At 73.6% G+C, this 21,525-nt stretch carries 19 protein-coding genes; 15 read left to right on the forward strand and 4 right to left on the reverse strand.

Annotated elements, in window-relative coordinates; genetic code table 11:
* Positions 1–161: 161 nt before the first annotated feature.
* A complete protein-coding gene (locus tag VKZ81_RS25025) occupies positions 162–1,286 on the forward strand; it encodes a UDP-N-acetylglucosamine 2-epimerase (protein WP_324244122.1) in 1,125 nt (374 codons plus the stop codon).
* 30 nt (positions 1,287–1,316) lie between these two features.
* Complete coding sequence (gene dcd, locus VKZ81_RS25030) at positions 1,317–1,898, forward strand: dCTP deaminase (RefSeq protein ID WP_324244123.1); 582 nt, start codon at positions 1,317–1,319, stop codon at positions 1,896–1,898.
* Between the two features lie 7 nt (positions 1,899–1,905).
* Here the strand turns inward: dcd and VKZ81_RS25035 are convergent, their stop codons facing one another.
* Both VKZ81_RS25035 and VKZ81_RS25040 read right to left on the reverse strand, forming a co-directional pair.
* On the reverse strand, positions 1,906–2,691 hold the full coding sequence (locus VKZ81_RS25035; RefSeq protein ID WP_324244124.1) for an ABC transporter permease: 786 nt from the start codon (positions 2,689–2,691) through the stop codon (positions 1,906–1,908).
* Positions 2,688–3,638 (reverse strand): ABC transporter ATP-binding protein, encoded by a 951-nt coding sequence (locus tag VKZ81_RS25040; protein WP_414709470.1) that lies wholly within the window; start codon positions 3,636–3,638, stop codon positions 2,688–2,690. Before VKZ81_RS25040 ends, VKZ81_RS25035 begins: the two co-directional genes overlap by 4 nt.
* 141 nt (positions 3,639–3,779) lie before the next feature.
* On the opposite strand from VKZ81_RS25040, the gene VKZ81_RS25045 reads away from it, so the two are divergent.
* Together VKZ81_RS25045 and VKZ81_RS25050 are read left to right on the forward strand one after the other, a co-directional pair.
* On the forward strand, positions 3,780–4,961 hold the full coding sequence (locus VKZ81_RS25045) for a sensor histidine kinase (protein ID WP_324244126.1): 1,182 nt from the start codon (positions 3,780–3,782) through the stop codon (positions 4,959–4,961).
* Positions 4,958–5,572: a response regulator transcription factor gene (locus VKZ81_RS25050; RefSeq protein WP_324244127.1), complete on the forward strand. Its 615-nt coding sequence runs from the start codon at positions 4,958–4,960 to the stop codon at positions 5,570–5,572. The genes VKZ81_RS25045 and VKZ81_RS25050 overlap by 4 nt, the downstream gene beginning before the upstream one ends.
* A 38-nt stretch (positions 5,573–5,610) precedes the next feature.
* On the opposite strand, the gene VKZ81_RS25055 is transcribed toward VKZ81_RS25050, so the two are convergent.
* Positions 5,611–6,246, reverse strand: a complete 636-nt coding sequence (locus tag VKZ81_RS25055; protein ID WP_324244128.1) for a class I SAM-dependent methyltransferase — start codon at positions 6,244–6,246, stop codon at positions 5,611–5,613.
* A gap of 172 nt (positions 6,247–6,418) precedes the next feature.
* Here VKZ81_RS25055 and VKZ81_RS25060 point away from each other — a divergent pair, with 172 nt between their 5' ends.
* Together VKZ81_RS25060 and VKZ81_RS25065 are read left to right on the forward strand one after the other, a co-directional pair.
* Positions 6,419–7,264 carry an AraC family transcriptional regulator gene (locus VKZ81_RS25060; protein WP_324244129.1) on the forward strand — a complete coding sequence of 282 codons (846 nt, stop codon included), beginning with the start codon at positions 6,419–6,421 and terminating at the stop codon, positions 7,262–7,264.
* An 11-nt stretch (positions 7,265–7,275) separates the two neighbouring features.
* A complete protein-coding gene (locus VKZ81_RS25065) occupies positions 7,276–8,190 on the forward strand; it encodes a hypothetical protein (protein ID WP_324244130.1) in 915 nt (304 codons plus the stop codon).
* 15 nt (positions 8,191–8,205) lie between these two features.
* On the opposite strand, the gene VKZ81_RS25070 is transcribed toward VKZ81_RS25065, so the two are convergent.
* The gene (locus tag VKZ81_RS25070; RefSeq protein ID WP_324244131.1) at positions 8,206–10,644 is read right to left on the reverse strand and encodes a (Fe-S)-binding protein; all 2,439 of its coding nucleotides are present in this window, start codon (positions 10,642–10,644) and stop codon (positions 8,206–8,208) included.
* Positions 10,645–11,072: 428 nt separating this feature from the next.
* Between VKZ81_RS25070 and VKZ81_RS25075 the strand changes: the two genes are divergently transcribed.
* The 9 genes from VKZ81_RS25075 to grpE all read left to right on the forward strand — a co-directional run bounded on the left by VKZ81_RS25075 (position 11,073) and on the right by grpE (position 21,520).
* Positions 11,073–11,333: a hypothetical protein gene (locus tag VKZ81_RS25075; protein ID WP_324244132.1), complete on the forward strand. Its 261-nt coding sequence runs from the start codon at positions 11,073–11,075 to the stop codon at positions 11,331–11,333.
* Positions 11,333–11,794, forward strand: coding sequence for a hypothetical protein (locus tag VKZ81_RS25080; protein ID WP_324244133.1), 462 nt, complete (start codon positions 11,333–11,335; stop codon positions 11,792–11,794). The genes VKZ81_RS25075 and VKZ81_RS25080 overlap by 1 nt, the downstream gene beginning before the upstream one ends.
* Positions 11,781–14,750 (forward strand): ATP-binding protein, encoded by a 2,970-nt coding sequence (locus tag VKZ81_RS25085; protein WP_324244134.1) that lies wholly within the window; start codon positions 11,781–11,783, stop codon positions 14,748–14,750. The genes VKZ81_RS25080 and VKZ81_RS25085 overlap by 14 nt, the downstream gene beginning before the upstream one ends.
* Positions 14,750–16,669, forward strand: coding sequence for a hypothetical protein (locus VKZ81_RS25090; protein ID WP_324244135.1), 1,920 nt, complete (start codon positions 14,750–14,752; stop codon positions 16,667–16,669). The genes VKZ81_RS25085 and VKZ81_RS25090 overlap by 1 nt, the downstream gene beginning before the upstream one ends.
* Positions 16,659–17,258: a hypothetical protein gene (locus tag VKZ81_RS25095; protein WP_324244136.1), complete on the forward strand. Its 600-nt coding sequence runs from the start codon at positions 16,659–16,661 to the stop codon at positions 17,256–17,258. Before VKZ81_RS25090 ends, VKZ81_RS25095 begins: the two co-directional genes overlap by 11 nt.
* 12 nt (positions 17,259–17,270) lie before the next feature.
* Positions 17,271–18,290: a C40 family peptidase gene (locus VKZ81_RS25100; protein WP_324244137.1), complete on the forward strand. Its 1,020-nt coding sequence runs from the start codon at positions 17,271–17,273 to the stop codon at positions 18,288–18,290.
* Positions 18,291–18,337: 47 nt separating this feature from the next.
* On the forward strand, positions 18,338–18,766 hold the full coding sequence (locus VKZ81_RS25105; RefSeq protein ID WP_324244138.1) for a hypothetical protein: 429 nt from the start codon (positions 18,338–18,340) through the stop codon (positions 18,764–18,766).
* 196 nt (positions 18,767–18,962) lie between these two features.
* Positions 18,963–20,828, forward strand: a complete 1,866-nt coding sequence (gene dnaK / locus VKZ81_RS25110; RefSeq protein WP_324244139.1) for a molecular chaperone DnaK — start codon at positions 18,963–18,965, stop codon at positions 20,826–20,828.
* Positions 20,825–21,520 carry a nucleotide exchange factor GrpE gene (gene grpE, locus VKZ81_RS25115; protein WP_324244140.1) on the forward strand — a complete coding sequence of 232 codons (696 nt, stop codon included), beginning with the start codon at positions 20,825–20,827 and terminating at the stop codon, positions 21,518–21,520. The genes dnaK and grpE overlap by 4 nt, the downstream gene beginning before the upstream one ends.
* The last annotated feature ends 5 nt before the right edge of the window (positions 21,521–21,525 follow it).

A 21,525-nucleotide genomic window follows, 5' to 3' on the forward strand; every position in this document is an offset into this window, starting at 1 on the left:
ACCTCACGCTCCGTCACCGACAAGCCCCGGCGCGTACCGCCATCAGGGTGGTTCTCACCCTATCGGAACCCCGAGTTCGGATCGGCTCTCGACGCCCGGTCCGTGCTGGGTTCACACTCCAGGGACCCGTCAGGCCAGCTCCCCCGGCCGAAGGATCCAGCATGACCGAACCGTCGCTCGGTGCGCTCCCCGTCCCGGAGCACGACCACGACGTTCTGCTCGTCGCGGGCAGCCTCCCGGAGGTGGCGCGGCTCGCCCCGGTCTCCACGGCGTTCGCCGAGGCCGACCGCATCCGGGCCATCACCGTCGCCACGGGCCCCGACCCGATGTCGGTGCACGAGGCGTTCGAAGCGCTCGGGGTCCCGGCCGACGTCACGGTGCTGCTGCGCGAACCGCCCGCCCCGCAGCCCGCGGCCGTCGCGGCCACGCTCATGACGCGCCTCGACGAGGTGCTCGTCGACCTCGACCCGTCGGCGGTGATGGTCTACGGCGGGGGCATGACGGCGGCGGTGGCCGCGCAGGTGGCGTTCTGGCGGCAGATCCCGGTGGTGCACCTGCAGAGCGGGGTCGCCACCGACGACCTGCTGTGCCCGTTCCCGCAGGAGGCCAACCGGCGCATCATCGGCCAGCTCGCGTCGCTGTTCCTCGTCGCCGACCAGGCCGGCACGGAGAGCTCGGTGGGGCCGAACGCGATCGCGGTCGGCGAGACCATGACGGCCAACCCGCAGCCGGCCGACCTGCAGTTCGCGCGGCTGGTGCGCCGGGTGCGGGCAGGTGGCCCGCGGCTGGTGCTGGTCGCGTTGGACCGCATCGACTCGCTCGGCGTCCTCGCCGGGCTCCCCGAGCTGCTCGAACGCGAACCGGACGTCGAGATCGTGGTGTTCGGCGAGCTGGCCGAGCACGGAGCGGCCTACCCGTTGCTGCAGCACGAGCGGGCCAGGGTGGTGCGCAACCTCCCCCTCGCCGAGCTGGTGCAGCTGCTCGCCGCGAGCGCCGTCCTGGTGACCGACAACCCGGACCTGGCGGCCGACGCGCCGGGGCTCGGCACGCCCGCGGTGCTCGTCGACGGCCCGCACGTCCCGCAGCCGGGCGACTCGATCCGCAGCATCGGCAGCCCGGCCGTCATGACCACGGTGCGCCAGGTCCTCGCCACCGCGGCGATCACCCCGGTCCCGCCGTCGGACGGGCTCGCCGCCGCCCGCGTCGAGCAGGCGGTCGCGTGGATGTTCGGGCTGTGTCCCTCGCCGCTGCTCGACACGCCGTCGCCGACGAACACCCAGGTCTGACGGGCGCGCGCGACTGGCTACCCTGACGCGGTGCTGCTGTCCGACGGTGACCTGCGCAAGGAGATCGAGGCCGGCCGGCTGGTGCTCGACCCGTGGGACGAGGCGATGCTCCAGCCGTCGAGCATCGACGTGCGCCTGGACCGCTTCTTCCGCGTCTTCCAGAACTCCCGCTACACCCACATCGACCCGTCCCAGCAGCAGGACGAGCTGACCTCGCTCGTCGAGCCGACGGACGACGAGCCGTTCGTGCTGCACCCCGGCGAGTTCGTGCTGGGTTCGACCTACGAGGTGGTGTCGCTGCCCGACGACCTCGCGGGGCGGCTCGAGGGCAAGTCGAGCCTCGGCCGGCTCGGCCTGCTCACCCACTCGACGGCGGGGTTCATCGACCCCGGGTTCACCGGCCACATCACGCTGGAGTTCTCCAACGTCGCGAACCTGCCGATCACGCTGTGGCCGGGCATGAAGATCGGGCAGCTGTGCCTGTTCCGGTTGTCCAGCCCGGCGGAGCGGCCCTACGGCAGCGAGGGCGTCGGCTCCCGCTACCAGGGGCAGCGGGGGCCGACACCCTCGCGCGCGTTCCGCAACTTCCACCGGGTGGACACGCGCCGCTGACGCGGGGTCAGTGGCGGGGGTCCCAGCGGAAGCGCCGCCGGGCCGCCGCGCCGAGCACGACCGGCCACACCGCGGTCGCGGCCAGCGCGGGCAGCACCGCGGGGACGCCTCCGAGCCCCGGTCCCCACGTCGTGCCGGTCATGGCGAGCTGAGCCAGCTGGCCCACCGCGGCACCCGGCACCACCACGAGCGCCTGCCAGACCGTCCCCACCGGCGCGACCGAGAGCACGAACGCGCCCCCGAGCAGCACGAACACCAGCGGGAGCGTCGTGATCTGCGCCCGCTCCGGCGACGGCGTGACGATGCTCGTGGCGACCGCGGCGGTGACCACGAGCGCCAACCCGCCCACCACCGCGACGACCAGCGGCAGCACGTCGACGGGCAGCGGCACGCCGGCCGCGACGTCCACCACCGCGAACACGGCCAGCTGGGCGATCCCCAGCACCAGGCACGGGGCCAGCGTGCCGATGAGCACCTCGGTGTCCGACAGCGACGTGGTCTGCATCCGCTTGAGCACCCGGGCCTGGCGGCGCGCCACCAGCGTCTGGGTGGCGGTCACGTAGACGCTCATGGCGAGCACCACGGCCAGCTGCAGGGCGACCACCGCGGTGGCGCCTTCCGGGTCGGGGGCCCCGACGGTGACCGCCCAGAACAGCCCGAGGCCGGTCGGGACGACGATCGACGTCACCGCCGTGGTGCGGTTGCGCAGCACCGTGCGGACCTCGACCGCGGCGAGCGCGAGCGCCCGGCCGGCCCCGGACCGGGATGCGGCGGCGGTGGTGGCGGTGGTCATGGCAACTCCTCCGATTCGGCGCGCACCGCGTGGTAGACGTCGGCGAGCGAGGCGGGCGCGGCCCGCAGGTCGGCCAGCCGCACCCCTCGTTCGGCCGCCCAGCCCAGGAACCGCGTGAGGTCGCCCTGCAGGTCGGGGGTGTGGACCCGCACCCGGTCGCCGGTCCGTTCGACCCGGCCGGTGAGGGCCGGGATCTCGGCGAGCTCCGCCGGTAGCGTCGCCGAGAACCCGGCCGGCCGCGCGGACACGATCTCCCCCAGCGTGCCCGCGACCGCCACCCGCCCCGCGTGCATGATCGCCACGCGGTCGGCGAGGGCCTCCGCCTCCTCCAGGTAGTGCGTGGTCAGCACGACCGTGCGACCCGCCTCCTGGAGCTCCTGGATCGCGTCCCAGGTGCGGCGGCGTGACTCCGGGTCGAGCCCGGTCGTCGGCTCGTCCAGCACCACCAGCTCCGGCGACCCCCACACCGCCAGAGCCAGGTCGAGCCTGCGCTTCTCGCCGCCGGACAGCTTCCCCACCGGCACGTCGCGGCGCCCGCAGAGCTCGAACCGCGCCAGCAGCCGCTCCGGGCGGTCGGGCCGCTCCACGAGCTGCTGCCAGAGCGCGAGCGTCTCCTGCACGGTCAGCTCGTCGACGAACCCGCCGTCCTGCAGCTGCACCCCGATGCGCCGCTGCAGCGCGGCCCGGTCCACGGCCGGGTCGAGCCCGAGCACGGAGACCGTGCCGCGGGTGCGCCGCCGGAAGCCCTCGAGCACCTCGAGCGTGGTCGTCTTGCCGGCCCCGTTCGTGCCGAGCAGGGCGAAGACCTCGCCGCGGCGCACGTCCAGGTCGATCCCGCGCACCGCGGCGAAGTCGCCGAAGTGGACGTGCAGGTCCCGGACGACGACGGCGGCCTCCGACCGTGCCACGGCGGGCCCGGTCGCCCGCGTCCTCGAAGTCGTCTGCATCACGGGGTCCACGATCGCCGCCGACCCCCGGCGCCGGGTAGTCGCAGCGGTCACCGACGGCGCTGACAGAGCGCGCCACCGCAGGTGACAGGTGTCATCGGTTTCTCGGGCGCGGGGCGGGGGTCGGATACGGTCCGCCCCGTGGACGCACCCCCGATCCTCGGGCCCGAGGAGCGCAAGGTCCGCGCCGCGCAGCGGTTCGGGCGCATCGGCCTCGTGCTGACGATCGTCTGGATGCTCGCCGTGCCCGCGTACGCGGTGGCGTTCGGCGGGCTCGCCCTGGCGTCGGGCTGGCCGCTGCTCGTCGTCTACCTCGTGGCGTTCGGCCTGCACCTGTGGCGGATCCGGCGCCACATGACGGCGCTCGGCGAGCCGGCGCCGCGGTGGTTCGCGGTCACGGCGACCGTGGTCGGCGTGGGGCTCGCGCTGCTCGGGTTCACGACCGGTTTCGCCGGGTTCATGTGGTCGCTGGCCGGTGGCGTGCTGATCGGCGACGTCGTCGCGGGGCTGCGCTGGCGCCAGATCCTGGCCGTGGTCGCCTCCGCCACGGCCGCCGTGCTGTTCGGCGGGTACGCGATCCTCGCGCCGCTGCTCGCCGACCTGCCCGTCAGCCCCTGGTACGCCGCGGGGACGGCGGCCTTCTTCATGGCGAGCATGTGGACGCTCGACGTCGAGCGGCTGTGGTGGTTGAAGGCCGTCACGGACCTCGACGACTCCCGGCGCACGGCTGCGGAGCTCGCCACGGCACGCGAGCGGCTGCGCCTGGCCGACGACCTGCACGACATCCTCGGCCACGCGCTGGAGGTCGTGGCGTTCAAGAGCGAGCTCGCCGCGCGCCTGCAGGCCGCCGACCCGGAGCGGGCGGCGCGGGAGATGGAGGAGGTGCAGCGGGTGGCCCGGTCCTCGCTCAGCGAGGTGCGGGCGCTCGTGCGCAACACCCGGCCGACGGACCTGGCCACCGAGCTGGCCGGGGCCCGCGCGGTGCTCGAGACGGCGGGGGTCGAGATCGTGGTGCGGGGCGATCCCGCCCGGGTCGACCCGGCCGCGGGAAGCGTGCTGGGTCGGGTCCTGCGGGAGGCGATGACCAACGTGCTGCGCCACGCCGAGCCGCGCCGCTGCACGATCGGGATCGACGTGACCGGCGGGGAGGCCCGCCTGCAGGTGGTCAACGACGGGGCCCTGCCCGGCAACGACGCCGACCCCGGCACCGGCCTCGCCGCGTTGGAACGCTACCTGCAGGAGCGCGCGGGCCGGCTCGACGCGGTCCGCGGGCCGGACGGCACGTTCCGGCTCGACGCCGTGCTGCCGGTGGGGGCCCGGTGAGCGCCCGGATCCGGCTGGTGCTGGCCGACGACGAGTCACTCACCCGCGGGGCGGTCGGGGCTCTGCTCGGGCTGGAGCCCGACCTCGAGGTCGTCGCCGAGGTCGGCACGGGGGACGAGGCGGTCGAGAGCGTGCAGCGCCACCGGCCCGACATCGCCGTGCTCGACGTCGAGATGCCCGGGCGCGACGGGGCCGAGGTGGCCCAGTGGGTGGCGGCCAACGAGCCGCGCACCCGCTGCATCATCCTCACCCGGCACGCCCGCCCCGGTGTGCTGCGGCGGGCGCTCGCCGCGGGGGCGGCGGGCTTCGTCACCAAGAGCGCCCCGGCGACGCTCCTGGCCGACGTCGTGCGGCGCGTCCACCGGGGCGGCCGCTACGTCGACCCGGATCTCGCGATGACCGCCCTCATGACCGAGGACTGTCCGCTCACCGACCGCGAGCTGGAGGTCCTGTGCGCCGTCGACGCCACCGGGACGGCGGCCGACATCGCCCGGAAGGTGCACCTGTCGCCGGGCACGGTGCGCAACTACCTGTCGTCGGCGATGCAGAAGCTCGGCGCGAGCTCCCGGACGGATGCGGCGCAGCGGGCGCGCGACAACGGCTGGCTCTGACGGCGCCGGTCCGCGACTCCCACCGGGTGGACGTGCCGCTAGCCCTCCCGGGTCGCCCGGTAGAAGGTGGTGTGCAGGCGGCCACGCTCCCCGGTGCGGACGTCGGTGAACCCCGCCGCGCGCATCCGGTCCGGGACGCCGTCGCCCGCGTTGTCCCGCAGGCGCTCGTTGCGCAGCATCCGGTGGCCGAACCGGCCGTGGTGGTGCCCGGCCACGTCCACCAGGTGCAGCTGCCCTCCCGGCCGCAGCACCCGCCGCGCCTCGGCCAGGGCGCGGCGCTTCTCGTCGTCGTCCAGGTGGTGGAACATGAACGACGAGAGCACGCGGTCGAAGCTCTCGTCCGGGTAGGGGAGGTCGCCGGCCTTGCCCTGGTCGAAGCGCACGGGCAGGCCCGCGCGGGCGGCCTTGCGCCGGGCCTTCGCGAGGGCGAGCGGGTCGGGGTCGAGGCCCACCACCTCCGCGTGGGGGTGCATGCGCTGCGCCCGCAGCACGAGGCCGCCGGGGCCGCAGCCGATCTCGAGCACCCGGTGCCCCGGCTCGATCGCCGCGAGCTCGATGAGGCGCCGGTGGATCCGGCCGACCCCGAGCAGCCACGTGCACACGTCGTAGAACGGCAGCAGGTGGTCCTTGCCCATCGCGGGCAGGTAGTCGTGCTCCTGTGGATGGCGGGCCATGGCGGGGTCCTCCGAACGGTGCGACGATGTTCCGGTGTCGTCCTCCAGGCTGGAGCCGCTGCGAACTGCTTCCAAGGGACGTTCCTCGGCGGTACCCGGACAATCTTCGGGCGTTCTCCGGACGGGCACCCGGGACGGCGCGCCGGTCTACGGCTACCGGCGCGTCCCCGGCGTGCCCCCGGTCGGCGTCGTCCGCATGGGCGAGCACCACGACGGCGTCGGCCGGCCCCACCCGCACGCCCACGACTTCCTCGTGCTCGTCCACGTCGAGCGCGGCGGCGGCCGGCTGCGGCTCGACGACCGGGAGTGGTGCGTCGAGGCGGGCGACGTCCTCCTGGTCGCGCCCGGCGAGGTGGTGACGTTCGTCGAGCCCGACCTGCACACCGCCGACGGCTGGTCGGTGTACTTCCCGCCGGACGTCATGCAGCCGGGCGACCACGGCTCGTTCCTGTCCTGGCGGGCCCACCCGCTGCTCTTCCCGTTCGTGCGCGGCGTGGCCGGCGGGGCGCAGCGGATGCGCGTGCCGCCCGAGCAGCGCGCCGTCTTCGCCGAGCACCTCACCGCGCTCGAGCGCGAGGTGCGCGAGCGGCGCGAGGGCTGCACGGAGGCGGCGATCGCCCACCTCACGTTGCTGCTGGTCGCGGTCTCCCGGCTCGCGGCCGACCTCTCCGGCGATGTGGTCCCGCGCGACGATCCGCAGCTCGCGGCCGTCTTCGACGCCGTGGAGGCGGGGTTCCGCGGCCCGCTCGGCCTGGCGGAGGTCGCCGCGGCGGTGGGCCTCACCCCGGGGCACCTCACCACCGTGGTGCGGCGCAAGACCGGTCGGACGGTGCAGCAGTGGATCACCGAGCGGCGGATGGTGGAGGCGCGACGGTTGCTCGCCGAGACCGAGCTGACCGTCGAGGCCGTCGGCGCCCGGGTCGGCTACCGCGACCCGGGCTACTTCGCCCGGCGGTTCCGGCGCGCCCACGGCGTCTCCCCGCAGGAATGGCGCCGCGCCGGGGGCGGCTCCCGGTAATCTCGGGCCGCGTGGAACCGCCGCGCGAACCCGGCCCCCCGTGGCTTCCCGAGACGCGTCCGGCCCACCCGCCCTCCGTCCCCGCCCCGCCCGGCCCGGGTCGGGATCCGCGCGAGCCCGGGCCTCGGTTCGACTGGCGCCGGTTCTCCCGCTCGCCGCGGTCCGCGGTCGGCCTCGCCGCGCTGGGTGCCGCCCTGCTCCTGTGGCCGTTCGCGGGGTTCTCGTGGATCCCCTGGCTGATCGGGCTCGCCGTGCTGGTCGTGCTGCGGCTGCTGCGGCTCGACGGCCCGTTGCGGGGCTGGGACCTGCCGCTCGCCTGCCTCGCCGTCCCGATCGGGCTGATGGTGAGCACCGGGCCGTGGGCGTGGGCCCTCGCGGCGAGCATCGGCGTCCTGCTGGCCGGGCTCGTGCGGCTGCCGCGGTGGCGGGTGGCGGTGGTCGGGGCGGCGCTGTGCGCGGTGAGCGGGATCGGGTTCGGCCTCTCCCTCCACCAGGACCGGGTCGCGCTGGAGCAGATCCAGGCCCGGGCGGGTGACCTGTCGCGCGCGGGCATCGCCGAGGAGAGCGGCGACATCGTGCCGTCGCTCGTCCTCGCCATCACCCAGTCCCGACCCGACCCGGACCTGCTGTGCGCCGTGCTCACCCCGCCCGCGGAGGAGCAGCTCGCCCGCGGCGTGGGGGCGCCGGACTGCCCGGCGGCGGCCGCCCTGCTGCACGAGCGCCGCCCCGCGGTGACCGCCGCCGACGAGGAGGCGATGCCGCGCGGCGCGGACCCGAAGGCACCGCCACCGCCGAGCCTCGTCCTCGACGCGTGCGCCACCCCGTGGGCGGAGGCCGCGGGAGCGGCGCTCGGCCGGATCCAGGTCGAGCTGGTGGACCCGAACCAGCGCACCTACCTGGTCACCGGCTTCGCCCCCTGCGCGTAGCAGGGAGCCACACCCTCAGCCCTGGCGGCGTTCCTCCTGCGCCGCGTCGTCGGTGCGGGCGCCCTTCGGCTCGGCGCCCGTCGTGCCGCCACCGCCGACCGACACGTCGCCCGCGGGGTCGGCCTGCGCCGCCGAGTCGTCGCCGGGGCCGCTCCCGGCCGTGCCGCTGGCCGGGGTCGTGTCCGCGGTGTGCGGCGCGCCCGAGCCCTCCGCGTCGATCGCGTCCGCGGCGCTCCCGTTCGCCTTCGCGTCGCCGCGCTTCACGGCCGCGAGCAGCATCTGGGAGACGTCGAGGATCTCCACGCCGGTGCCCTTGTCCTCGTTCTGGCGCTGGGTGAGGCCGTCGGAGAACATCACCCGGCAGAACGGGCACCCGGTCGCGATCTTCTCGGCGTTGGTGCCGAGCGCCTCGTCGACGCGCTCCAGGTTGACCCGCTTGCCGATCTTCTCCTCCATCCACATGCGGGCGCCGCCCGCGCCGCAGCAGAAGGACCGGTCGGCGTGGCGGGGCATCTCGGCGAGCTTCAGGCCCGCGGCGCCCACGAGCTCGCGCGGCTCGGCGTAGACCTCGTTGTGCCGGCCCAGGTAGCACGGGTCGTGGTAGGTCACGTCGGTCATCGCGTCGGGCGCGGCGACCGGCACCAGCTTGCCCTCGCGCACCAGCTTGTTGAGCAGCTGGGTGTGGTGCACCACCTCGTAGTGGCCCCCGATCCCGTCCTGGCTGAGCTGCGGGTACTCGCGGCCGAGCGTGTTGAGGCAGTGCGGGCAGGTCGTCACGATCTTGCGCGTGCCCGGCTCCCTGCCCTCGAAGACCGCGTTGAGCACCTCGACGTTCTGCTGCGCCAGCATCTGGAACAGGAACTCGTTGCCGGCGCGGCGGGCCGGGTCACCGGTGCAGCTCTCCTCCGGCCCCAGCACGACGTAGTTCACGCCCGCGCGGTGCAGGAGCTCCGCGGTGGCCCGCACCGTCTTCTTCGCGTTGTCGTCGAACGCGCCCGCGCACCCGACCCAGAACAGGTACTCCGTGTCCGGCGAGAGCTCGCCGTCGAAGACCGGGACCTCGAAGTCGAGGCCCTTGGTCCACTCGAGGCGGTCCTTGGCGTTCTGACCCCAGGGGTTGCCCTTGTTCTCCAGGTTGCGGAACAGGACCCCGAGCTCGGAGGGGAACTCGCTCTCGATCAGCACCTGGTGGCGGCGCATGTCGACGATGTGGTCGACGTGCTCGATGTCCACCGGGCACTGCTCGACGCACGCCCCGCACGTGGTGCACGACCACAGGACGTCCGGGTCGATCACCCCGCCCTGCTCCAGGGTGCCGACCAGCGGCCGGGCCGCCTGCTCGGGGCCGGAGCCGCGCACCCGGCCGAACCCGGACTCGGGCACGCCGTGGTGGCCGTCGGGCGACTCCTTCAGGCCGGCGGAGAAGTCGATCGAGCCCTCCTCCGGCATGTCCTTGCCGCCGATCAGGTACGGGGCCTTCGCGAGCAGGTGGTCGCGCAGGTCCATGATCACGAGCTTGGGCGAGAGCGGCTTGCCGGTGTTCCAGGCCGGGCACTGGCTCTGGCAGCGGCCGCACTCGGTGCAGGTGGCGAAGTCGAGGTAGCCCTTCCACGTGAAGTCCTCGATCTTGCCGCGCCCGAACGCCGCGTCGTCCGGCGGATCCTCGAAGTCGATCGGCTTGCCCTCGTGCGTGATCGGCTGCAGCGGCCCGAGCGCCTTGGGCAGCCGCTTGGCCGAGACGTTGAGCGGCGCGGTGAAGATGTGCAGGTGCTTGGAGTAGGCGATGATCACCGTGAAAACCAGCATCACGCCGATGTGCAGCAGCAGCCCGATGCTCTCCAGCACGAACAGCGTGGTCTCCGACAGGCCGGAGAACAGCTGGCCGACGGCCAGTGAGACGAACGCACCCGACTCGTACGGGAACACGCCCAACGCCGCCGACGCGCCGCGGAACAGGAACATCGTCCACAGCACGTTGAAGATCATGAAGAGGATCAGCCACGCGCCGCCGGTGTGCGAGCCGTAGAACCGCGACGCCCGCTGCAGCCGCTCCGGGGCGTTGCGGATGCGGATCACCGAGAACACCCCGATGGAGATCAGCGCCAGCGTGGCGATCAGGTCCTGCAGGAACCCGAGCACGGGCCAGCGGCCGATCAGCGGGATGTGGAAGTCGTGGTCGAACAGGGCGCCGTACGCCTCGACGTAGACCGTGATCAGGATCACGAACGCCCAGAACGTGAAGAAGTGCGCCAGCCCGGGCACCGACCAGCGCAGCAGCTTGCGCTGGCCGAACACCTCGACGAACTGCGCCTTGATCCGCTCGTTCATCTGCTGGAGCCGGTCGGGCGCGGGCTGGCCGGACCTGATCAGCGTGTAGAGCCACCAGGCACGACGGCCCGACACCGCCAGTGCGAGCGCTGTCATCGCCAGTCCGATGACGAGTCTGACAACCACGGCTTCCTCCCAGGGCTGGCGTCGCGGGTGGTGGACCGCGGGCCGTTGCGTCAGCAGGGTAGACCGGTGCTCCCCGCCGCGCGGCGGCGTCGTTCCGGCTGATCAGAACGTAACTTACTCGCCGGTAACAGCGGAGCGCGTTGTGACCATAACGCGCGGTCGGGTGTCGCGCCCCCGGGTGCGCGCCGGACGTTCGTCACTCAACCGGTCCAGATCCGGTCCCGGTGATCGCGTCGTTCACCCCTGCGCGCGGGCGAATCGCGGTCCGTGTCGGTCGCCTGGAACGCGCGGGCGACTCGCTATGCTCCCGGTGGTCAACATGGTCTACTCGTGCGCGAATGCCCGAGTAGACCAGGTCGGGCGTCCACTGGCCCGAGGTGTCGGGTAGCGGCGGACTCGGGTTGGCAGCGCCACGAGGAGGAGCCGTCATGACCGGACCACAGGTGCTCGTGCTGCAGGCGCAGGCCCTGAGCACCAGCGGTCTCCAAGGGTGGATCCAGGACAATGTGATCCCGCTCATCCTGCTCGGAATCGCGATCATCCTCCTGTGGATAGGGGGCAAGGGTGACAACGCTGGCGTCGCACGCCGCAGCGTCGGCCTGATCGTCGGCCTCATCGCCCTCGGCATCGCGGTGTCCGGCAACGGCCCCGAGATCGGCAACTTCCTCGCCGGTCTCCTCGTCGGGTGATGCTGGTCCGCACCGACGACGAGATCTATCGCGTCGACTCCGTCTGGCTCGGGCCGCCGCGCGCCACGTTCCCCTGGCGCGCGAGGTACGTGAGCTACGGGCTCGGCCTCCTTGTCATGATTTTGATCATGTTCGTCCAGCGCCGGGTCGGGATCGGGCTCGACTTCTTCTCGGTCGCCTGGGCGCTCGTGCTCACGGTGGCGATCACGCGGTTCATCGGCCAGCGCATCGACTACGAGCGCCCGCTCGGCCAGGTGCTCGGGCTGTTCCGGCACGAGATCACCGGGCCGCGCAAGCGCACGGTCGGCACGGGCGGCGTGATCCGCTCGAGCCACGTCCGGATCGGCCCCGTGGTCGGACCGCGTGGGACGCGCCGCGCTTCGGCGCGGCGCGGGGTGCAGCAGCAGGCGAGGCGCCGGGTACGGCCCGGCCGGGAGGGACGGACACGTGTCACGGGGTGACGCGGGCCGGAGACGCAAGGAGCGCACGCGGCGGCGTGGGCGGCCGCTCACCGGGGACGGCGGGCTGCCGACGTACGAGCCCAACATCGCGCTGCGCTCCATCGAGGGGCACCTGACCCGCACGAACACGCAGGTCATGGCCTGGTACCGGCTCGCGGCGCAGGCCTGGAGCTTCCGCAGCGACTCCCAGCGCGAGGTGCTGATCCGCCAGATCGCGGCGCAGCTGGGCGAGCTGCAGGGCCGCTGGCTGCACCTGCGGGTCACCACGCGGCCCTACCCGGTGCACATGTGGGCCGAGGCGTTCGACCACAACGCGCTCGACCGGATGCCCGACGTCGCGGGCGCGCTCGGCTGGGACGGCTTCCTCGAGGGCGAGCAGCGCCACCTGATGGGCCTGTCCATGTCGGACAAGGAGGTGTTCCTCGGCATCGAGGTGTCCGGGCGCCGCACCCTCGACCGCTGGGTCGAGCGCGCCGCCCCGGTGCTCGGCAAGGTCGCCCCGGCCGCCGTCCGGGCCGAGATCGAGGCGCTGTCCTCCGAGGTCGCCCACCTGGACGCGCTGGTCGCCGGGCCGGGGCTGGACGCGGTGCCGGCCACCTCCGACGACATCGCGTGGCTCATGCACCGGTCCTGCGCGCTGGGGCTCCCCGCGCCGCGCACCCTGTCCGTGGTGCCGGGGGGCGCGCACCGGTGGGAGACCGAGGACCTCGCCGCGTTCACCGACGGCGTCGAGATGTACCAGGAGCCCTACGCGCCCACCGTGCAGGTGGTGGGGCGGCTGCGGGCCCAGACGGTCACCCGCCACGTCGCGGTCCTCTCCCTCGGCCTGATGGAGGGCCTGCGCATCCCCGAGGTCGACGACCCGTGGATGCAGCACTCGGACCGGCTGCCGTTCCCGGTGGAGTGGTCGGCGCGCATCTACGTGCGGCGGCCGGAGGAGGTCGCGGGCGAGCTGCAGCGCCAGATGGGCAAGGTGCGCAGCCAGATCCGCCACTACACCCACGACCACGACCTCGACCCGCCGATGTCGCTCGCCCGCCAGGCCGACCGCGTGCTCGAGGTCGAGGACGAGCTCTCCAGCGGCCTGACCCAGCTCAACACGCGCCTGTACGGCTGGTGGCGGATCGCGGTCTCGGGCAAGGACGAGGCCGAGGCGATCAGCCGCGCCCAGCAGGTGCTCGAGATCTACCGGCCGAAGGTGCAGATCGAGCACCCCGAGGCCCAGTACCGGTTCGCGCGCGAGTTCATCCCGGGCGAGCCGCTCGCCTCCACCGCCTACCGCAGGCGCGGTTCGGTCATGTGGGCCGCCGCGGCGGTGCCCGCGGCCACCGCCTCCGTCGGCGACCGGCGCGGCATCATGATCGGCGAGACCTGCACGGCCACCCGGCGGCCGGTGGCGTGGGACCCGTGGCTCGCCCAGGAGGTCCGCCGGGCGTCCGGGCTCACGGCGGTGGTCGGCGGCCTCGGGTCCGGGAAGTCGTTCCTGACCGGCCTCATCACCTACAAGACGCTGCGCGCCGGGGCGCGCTGGACGCTGCTGGACCCGTCCGGCCCGCTCGCGCGGCTGACCCGCCTCCCCGAGCTCGCCCCGTTCTCCCGCCACATCAACCTGCTGCGCGCCGACCCGGGCATCCTCAACCCCTACCGGGTCGTCGCCGAGCCGAAGCTGGAGCACTTCGCCGACGAGGAGGACCCCGAGCGGGCCTGGCGCCGGGAGCGGTCGCTGGCCGCGGCCACCCGCCGCCGGCTCGTCCTCGACGTCCTCACCGGCCTGCTGCCCTACGACGTCGCGCGGCTGCCGCAGACGCGGATCGTGCTGCTGCGCGCCGTGCGGGAGGTCGGCGGCGCCCCCGACCGCCACCCCGGCCAGGTCATCGACGTCCTGCGCAGGCACGCCCGCGACGGCGAGGAGCACGCCGGCGTGGTGGCCGACTTCCTGTCGGAGCGACGGGAACTGCCCCAGGCCGCCCTGCTCTTCCCGGACACCTCCCGCGAGGACCCGTGGCAGGCCGACCGCGACTACCGCCTCACGGTCCTCACGATGCAGGGCATGACGCTGCCGCGCCCGGGCAGCCCGCGCGAGGAGTGGACCGACGCCGAGGCGCTCGCGGTCGAGCTGCTCAACCTCGCGTCCTGGCTCACCCAGCGCACGATCTACGACGCCGACCGCAACCTGCGCAAGGGCGTGGCGCTGGACGAGACGCACTTCCTGTCCCAGGTGCCCACGGGCAAGGTGCTGATCGACCGGCTCGCCCGCGACTCCCGCAAGTTCAACGTCCGCGCGCTCTTCGCCTCGCAGCTCGCGGGCGACCTGCTGCGCGTCTCCGGGTTCGCCTCGCTGGTCAACGCGGTGTTCGTGGGCCGCACCGACGACGAGGAGGCGCAACGCGACGCGCTGCGGCTGCTCAAGGTGCCCACCGGCGTCGGCTACGAGCAGATGCTCGGCACCCTCTCGCCGCGCCCGCGCGACGACGACCGGCCCGACGACACCCCGCGCCAGTTCATCTTCGCCGACGGCCACGGCGGCGTGGAGAAGATCCGGATCGACCTCGAGGCGCCGCACCTGGAGCACGTCCGGCAGGCCCTCGACACCAACCCGGACGCCAACCGGATCTCGGTGCGCGGGACGCCCGCGGTCACCGCGCCCCCGGTGCGCCCGCCCGCGGAGCCGGCGCCCGCGCGCCCCGCGGTGCTCGGCCGCGTGGCGGCGCCCACGATCGACCTCGGCGACGACCTCGACGAGCCCGAGCTCGACGCTCCGGACGGCGGCGCGCTCGAGGCCGCGCGGCCCGCACCCATCCGGAACGGCGGCGCGGTCCAGCTGCGCCGCGACGAGGACCTCGACCTGCTGGGCGACGTCGACCCGGGCACGGACCTGGACGACGAGCCCTCCGCCGCGCCGGACGACCGGTCGGTGACCGGGCGCGTCCACGCGGCCGGGGAGGCCCGTCGGTGATGTCCGCAGCCACCCCGGCAGCCGCGGGATGGCTGCCGGTCGCCTTGGTGATCGCAGGCGCGGTCGCGGTGGTCCTGCGCCGCAGGGCGCGCCGCCGCGCGGCGCAGCACGGCGCGCGTCCGCGCAGGCGGATGGCGGTGCTGGTCGTCGCCGGGCTGGTGGGCGGCTCGATCCTGATCGGGCAGCCCGCGTTCGGCCAGGGGTTCGACTGCAAGGAGTCGCCGGAGCCGGACCGGCCCGGCACGGGGCTCGTCGGCTCGCTCGACCCGCCCCGGGCGAGCCACGGCGAGCTCGGCAGCGTCTACCGCGAGGTCGGCTACGCCGGGCTCGTCTGGCACAACTACGACATCGGCTGCGCGGGCGCCGCGCTCAACCCGGCGACCACCACCGACACCTGGCTGGGCAACCAGGCGCTCAACGTCGCGAAGTTCATGGTCGGCGGGGTCAACTGGGCGCACTACCTCATCGCCGGCGGCGGCGAGCTGCTCTCCCCGCTCGACCAGCTGATCAGCGACGGCACCCGCGCCATGTACGACGCGGTGTTCACCACCTTCGTCGGCCCGGTGCTGTTGCTGCTGGCCGTGATCCTGCTGGTGCTGGCGCTGCGGGGCGACCTGGCGCGCCAGACCCAGCGGGCCGCGCTCGCCGTGGTGGCGCTCGTCGTCGGGTCGGCGGCCTACCTCGCCCCGCTCGACTGGGCGAAGGCGGCCGACGGCCTGCTGCTCGACGGCGTGACGCAGATGCAGGAGGGCTTCCTCGGCCAGGTCGGCCTCGGCACCCGGGACACGCTGCCGACGGTGCTCGTCGACCAGGTGATCTACCAGAACTGGCTGCGCGGCGAGTTCGGCTCGCCGGACGTGCCGCAGGCCCAGGAGCTGGGCCGCGACCTGCTGCGGGCGCAGACGTTCACGAAGGCGGAGGTCGCGGAGGGCCGCGACACGCAGGTCCTGGCCGAGCAGAAGAAGGCCGAGTTCGCCGCGATCGCCGCCCGCATGGGCGACCGGTACCCCTACTTCCAGGGCGAGGCCGGCAGCCGCATCGGCGCGGGCGTGCTGGCGGTCGTCCAGGCGGTGTGCATCGCGCTGTTCCAGCTCATGTCCAAGGTGCTGGTGCTGGTGGCGATGCTGGTGCTGCGGCTGATGGTGATGACCGCGCCCGCCATCGCCGTCATCGCGATCCTGAAGCCGGACATCATGCCCGCCCTGCTGCGGGTCGCCGGCGCGGCCATCGTCAACACGCTCGTGGTCGGCGCGCTCGCCGGCCTGCACGCGCTGCTGGTGGTGTCGCTCTTCCGGCCGGGTTCCGGCATCGACCTGTGGCTCGCGCTGCTCGTCACCGGCGTCGTCACGGTGGTGATGTGGGCGGTCTCGCGGCCGTTCCGGCGGCTGGTGTCGATGGTGTCGCTCACCCGCGAGCAGTTCGGCGGCATCGTGCCGGGCGCGGGCACCGGACCCCTGTCGCGGGTGTGGCAGCGCGTGCGCGGCGCCCCGGACGCCGACGACCGACAGACCCGCTGGTGGGAGGAGCGGCGCGGGGCCATGGCCGCCGCCCGCCGGGCCGAGGGCGCCCGGCCGGAGGCGGACTCCGCCGTGCGCGTGTCCGCGACCACCGCCGACGTGCCTGCGCCGCGCGGCGCGAACGCGGAGCCGCCCGAGCCCACCGCGGTGCCCACCGTGCGCCGCGCCGCCCTGCCCGCCCCGCCCGACGACGCGGTCACCACCGGCGGCGTGCCGAACTGGGGCGACGCGGGCGAGGTGGACGACCGCGTGATCTACCGCAGGCCCGACGCGGTGCCGCTGCGCCCGGGTGGCGTCCGCCCGGTGCAGGCGGAGATCGTCGACGGCGTGCCCGTCTACCGGATCTACCGGCCCCGGTCGGACCAGACCGTGATCTCCCCCGGCGGCGGCCGTGCCGATTAGGACCTCGCACGGCCGGTCCGCGGCGTACCGGGCGGTGTGGACGTGGCCGCTGCGTTCACCGCTCCGGCTCGCGGTCACCGCGGCCTTCGTGGTCGCCCTGGTGGTCGGTGCGACGTTCGCGATCGCGGCGGTCACCCCCGCGCGCACCGGGGTCGGCGGCGCCACCGACCCGGGCGACGGGCCGGGGCCGCTCGGGCGCGGACCCGGCGTCGCGGGCACCCCCACCCGCACCGCGCTGCCGCCGGTGCCCGCGCTCACCCCCACCCAGCTGCCCCCGTCGGCGGCGCCGAGGGCGGCGGTCGAGGTGGCCGCCCGCTGGGCGGCGGCGTGGGTGCGTCCCCCGGAGGGCACCAGCGCGCAGGAGTGGCTGGACGGGCTGCGCAGCACGACCACCGACGAGTACCTCGGCGTGCTGGCCGGGGTCGACCCGGAGAACATCCCGGCCACCCGGGTCACCGGCGAGCCCCGCGCCGTCCGGGTCGCCCCGCGCTCGGTGCAGGTCGAGGTGCCGACGGACCGGCTCACGCTGATCGTGCTGGTCGTGCAGACCGAGGACGGTTGGCGGGTCGCCGGCTACGACCGGGAATGAGGCGCGCACCCGATGCGTGCCCTGCGTCCGCTGCGGCTGCTCGTGCCGGTCGTCGTGTTCGTGACGGCGCTCGGCCTCTTCCTCGGGGTGGGCTTCATCGCCTTCACCGTGAGCACCGGGGGCCTCGGTGGCGGCAGGCAGAGCTATGGCGCGTGCGACCCCACCGTGCGCGCGCCGGTGGGCCCGCTGGCCGGCAGCCGGGCGGGCACCCGGATCGGCGACCTGAGCGATGAGCAGCGGCGCAACGCGGCCACGATCATCGGGGTCGCCCGCGAGATGGGGGCACCGCCGCGGGCGTGGCTGATCGCGCTGGCCACCGCGATGCAGGAGTCGACCCTCCGCAACATCAACTACGGCGACCGCGACTCGCTCGGGCTGTTCCAGCAGCGGCCCTCCCAGGGGTGGGGGACGCCCGCGCAGGTCACCGACCCGGTGTACGCGACGCGGATCTTCATCGAGCGTCTCCTGGAGGTCCCGGGCTGGGAGTCCATGCCGGTCACCGTGGCGGCCCAGACCGTGCAGCGGTCGGCCTTCCCCGACGCCTACGCCAAGTGGGAGGGCCTCGCCGCCGACCTGGTGCGCGAGCTCGCCGACGTCGCCGACCCGACGGGCTGCGGGCGCACCGCCGAGCTGCCGGAGGGAGTGGCCCGGGCGGCGATCGAGTTCGCGCTCCGCGAGGTCGGCAAGCCCTACGTCTGGGGTGCCACCGGCCCGAACACCTACGACTGCTCGGGGCTGGTACTGCGGGCTTACCAGGCGGCGGGCATCAACCTGCCGCGCGTGTCGCGCCAGCAGTTCTACGCGGGCGGGCACGTCCCGATCTCCGAGGCCCAGCCGGGTGACCTGCTGTTCTACGCGACGGATCCGTCGGACCCGTCGACGATCCACCACGTCACGATGTACCTGGGGAACGGCCAGATGGTGGAGGCCCCGTACACGGGTGAGCGGGTGCGGGTGCGGTCGGTGCCGTGGAACTACTCCGAACTCGTGCCGCTCGCCACGCGCCCGGGCACCACGCCGAACACCGTGTAGCGGTGTCGATACTGTCGCGTTCGGACATCCGTATCGCAGGAGTAGCAATGCCCCCCGAAGGCTCCGTCCCGGCATCCACCACGCCCGTCCAGGACTACCTCGACCGGCCGGCGCCCGGCGCCACGCCCGACCACCTCGTGGTGCCGCGCTCGCTCGCGCAGTCGATGCCCCTGCGGTGGCAGCAGGTGTTCGTCGGGTTGCTCGCGGACCTCCACGATGCGTACGGACACCTGCCGTGGCCGGACTACAAGGTCGTGCCGAGCCGCTGGGAGGCGCTGGTCGACCTCGACGAGGAGCAGCTCGCCGCCGCCGGTTACCACGCCGAGCTCGGTCCGGACGGGCAGCTGGAGTACTACGACGCGGACGAGAACGTGGTGGCCGACCCCGAGCACCACCGCGTGCTCGCCCCGATCCCCGACCCGCTGCCGCCCGCCTCGGCGGGCCGCGTCGAACCCCGCCCGGCCGCCCCGCTGTAGGCGCGAGCGCGGCCTCCACCCACCCCGGCGCGACGGTGACCCGGGTCGCCCGGGGAACACGAGCGCGCACCCGTACGTTGGACCGGGCAGCAAGTTGAGTGAAGCTGGCTCAAGGCGCGGGCGCGGTCCCCCGATTCGCCCGTGGCAAACTTGAGCGACGGCAGCTCAAGTCCACCACCATCGGAGGCACAACACCATGGCTCGTGCGGTCGGTATCGACCTCGGGACCACCAACTCTTGCGTTGCCGTCCTCGAGGGCGGCGAACCCACGGTCATCGCCAACGCCGAGGGTGCGCGCACCACCCCGTCGGTCGTCGCGTTCGCCCGCAACGGCGAGGTGCTCGTCGGTCAGTCGGCGAAGAACCAGGCCGTGACGAACGCGGACCGGACCTTCCGGTCCGTCAAGCGCCACATCGGTAGCGACTGGACGACGCCGGAGATCGACGGCAAGCGTTACCGCGCGCAGGAGATCAGCGCGCGCGTGCTGCAGAAGCTGAAGCGCGACGCCGAGGCGTACCTGGGTGAGGAGGTCACCGACGCGGTGATCACCGTCCCGGCGTACTTCGAGGACGCCCAGCGCCAGGCCACCAAGGAGGCCGGCCAGATCGCCGGCCTGAACGTGCTCCGGATCGTCAACGAGCCGACCGCGGCCGCGCTGGCCTACGGGCTGGACAAGGGCGAGAAGGAGCAGACCATCCTGGTCTTCGACCTCGGTGGTGGCACCTTCGACGTGTCGCTGCTGGAGATCGGCGAGGGCGTCGTCGAGGTCAAGGCCACCAACGGTGACAACCACCTCGGTGGCGACGACTGGGACGAGCGGATCATCAACTGGCTCGTCGAGCGGTTCAAGAGCAGCCACGGCATCGACCTGACCAAGGACCGGATGGCGATGCAGCGGCTGCGCGAGGCCGCGGAGAAGGCCAAGATCGAGCTGTCGAGCCAGTCGACCACGACGATCAACCTGCCCTACATCACGGTCGACGCCGACAAGAACCCGCTGTTCCTCGACGAGACGCTCTCGCGCGCCGAGTTCCAGCGGATCACCTCCGACCTGCTGGACCGCACCCGCGCGCCGTTCCACCAGGTGATCAAGGACGCGGGCATCTCGGTCGGCGACATCGACCACGTCGTGCTCGTCGGCGGCTCCACCCGCATGCCGGCGGTCACCGACCTGGTCAAGGAGCTCACCGGTGGCAAGGAGCCGAACAAGGGCGTCAACCCGGACGAGGTCGTCGCCGTCGGTGCCGCCCTGCAGGCCGGTGTGCTGAAGGGCGAGGTCAAGGACGTTCTGCTGCTCGACGTCACCCCGCTCTCGCTCGGCATCGAGACCAAGGGCGGTGTGATGACCAAGCTCATCGAGCGCAACACCACGATCCCCACCCGCCGGTCGGAGATCTTCACCACGGCCGAGGACAACCAGCCGTCGGTGCAGATCCAGGTCTACCAGGGCGAGCGCGAGATCGCGGCCTACAACAAGAAGCTCGGCATGTTCGAGCTGACCGGCATCCCGCCGGCTCCCCGGGGCGTGCCGCAGATCGAGGTCTCCTTCGACATCGACGCCAACGGCATCGTCAACGTGTCCGCGAAGGACCTGGGCACCGGCAAGAGCCAGGCCATGACGATCACCGGTGGCTCCTCCCTGCCGAAGGAGGAGATCGAGCGCATGATGCGCGAGGCCGAGCAGCACGCCGCCGAGGACAAGAAGCGGCGTGAGGAGGCCGAGACCCGCAACCAGGCCGAGACTCTCGTCTACCAGACCGAGAAGTTCATCAAGGAGAACGACGAGAAGCTCTCGGCCGACGTGAAGGACTCGGTGAACCGCGCGATCGGCGACGTCCAGTCGGCGCTGAAGGGCACCGACATCGAGGCCGTCAAGTCGGCCATGGAGAAGCTCGCCACCGAGTCCCAGAAGATGGGTTCGGCCCTCTACCAGCAGGCCGGCGCCGACGGTGCGGCCGGGGCCGCCACCGGTGGCGCGAGCCAGGCCGGCGGCCAGCAGGCCGGCGGCTCTGACGATGTCGTGGACGCCGAGATCGTCGACGAGGAGAAGGACAAGAAGTGAGTGACCACGACAACCGCAACGACGCTGTCGAGAACGGCGACGGGGAGCGGGTCGTGGTCCGGGACCGGCGCCGGATCGACCCGGTGACCGGCGAGGTGCGCTCTCCGGCCGAGGAGTCGGCCGGGGGCGGCCCCGACGCCACACCCGAGCAGCAGGCTGGGGAGGCGACCGGGCCGGACGCCGTCGCCGCAGCGGAGCTCGCCGCTCAGGTCGCCGAGCGCACGGCCGACCTGCAGCGGGTCACCGCCGAGTACGCCAACTACCGGCGCCGCGTGGAGCGCGACCGGGAGAACGTGCAGATCAACGCGCGCGTGCAGCTCATGTCCGAGCTGGTCACCGTGCTCGACGACATCGAGCGCGCCGAGGCCCACGGTGATCTCACCGGTCCGTTCAAGGCGGTGGCCGACAAGCTGGTGGCCGTCACGCAGAAGCTCGGCCTCGAGCCGTTCGGGATGGAGGGCGAGCCGTTCGACCCGTCCGTGCACGAGGCGGTGCAGCACGAGCCGAGCACCGTGGACGGGCCGACCGTCACCGTGATCTCCTCGGTGCTGCGCCGCGGCTACCGCATCGCCGACCGCGTGCTGCGGCCGGCGATGGTCGCGGTGGCCGACCGCCCCGACGAACTGGGGTCCGCCGACCGGAGCGAGGAGGACGGCACCAGCACGACGACCGATCCGGCCGAAGAGCCCTGATCAAC

The sequence above is a fragment of the Pseudonocardia sp. genome, from assembly GCF_035305885.1.
Lineage (GTDB): Bacteria > Actinomycetota > Actinomycetes > Mycobacteriales > Pseudonocardiaceae > Pseudonocardia.

Excerpts from the sequence above, each read along its gene's own strand:
- VKZ81_RS25055 (WP_324244128.1), bottom strand. The coding sequence starts at position 6,246 with ATGGCCCGCCATCCACAGGAGCACGACTACCTGCCCGCGATGGGCAAG.
- VKZ81_RS25025 (WP_324244122.1), top strand. The coding sequence starts at position 162 with ATGACCGAACCGTCGCTCGGTGCGCTCCCCGTCCCGGAGCACGACCAC.
- VKZ81_RS25080 (WP_324244133.1), top strand. The coding sequence starts at position 11,333 with ATGCTGGTCCGCACCGACGACGAGATCTATCGCGTCGACTCCGTCTGG.
- VKZ81_RS25100 (WP_324244137.1), top strand. The coding sequence starts at position 17,271 with ATGCGTGCCCTGCGTCCGCTGCGGCTGCTCGTGCCGGTCGTCGTGTTC.
- VKZ81_RS25090 (WP_324244135.1), top strand. The coding sequence starts at position 14,750 with ATGTCCGCAGCCACCCCGGCAGCCGCGGGATGGCTGCCGGTCGCCTTG.
- VKZ81_RS25035 (WP_324244124.1), bottom strand. The coding sequence starts at position 2,691 with ATGACCACCGCCACCACCGCCGCCGCATCCCGGTCCGGGGCCGGCCGG.
- VKZ81_RS25040 (WP_414709470.1), bottom strand. The coding sequence starts at position 3,638 with ATGCAGACGACTTCGAGGACGCGGGCGACCGGGCCCGCCGTGGCACGG.
- dnaK (WP_324244139.1), top strand. The coding sequence starts at position 18,963 with ATGGCTCGTGCGGTCGGTATCGACCTCGGGACCACCAACTCTTGCGTT.
- VKZ81_RS25105 (WP_324244138.1), top strand. The coding sequence starts at position 18,338 with ATGCCCCCCGAAGGCTCCGTCCCGGCATCCACCACGCCCGTCCAGGAC.
- VKZ81_RS25075 (WP_324244132.1), top strand. The coding sequence starts at position 11,073 with ATGACCGGACCACAGGTGCTCGTGCTGCAGGCGCAGGCCCTGAGCACC.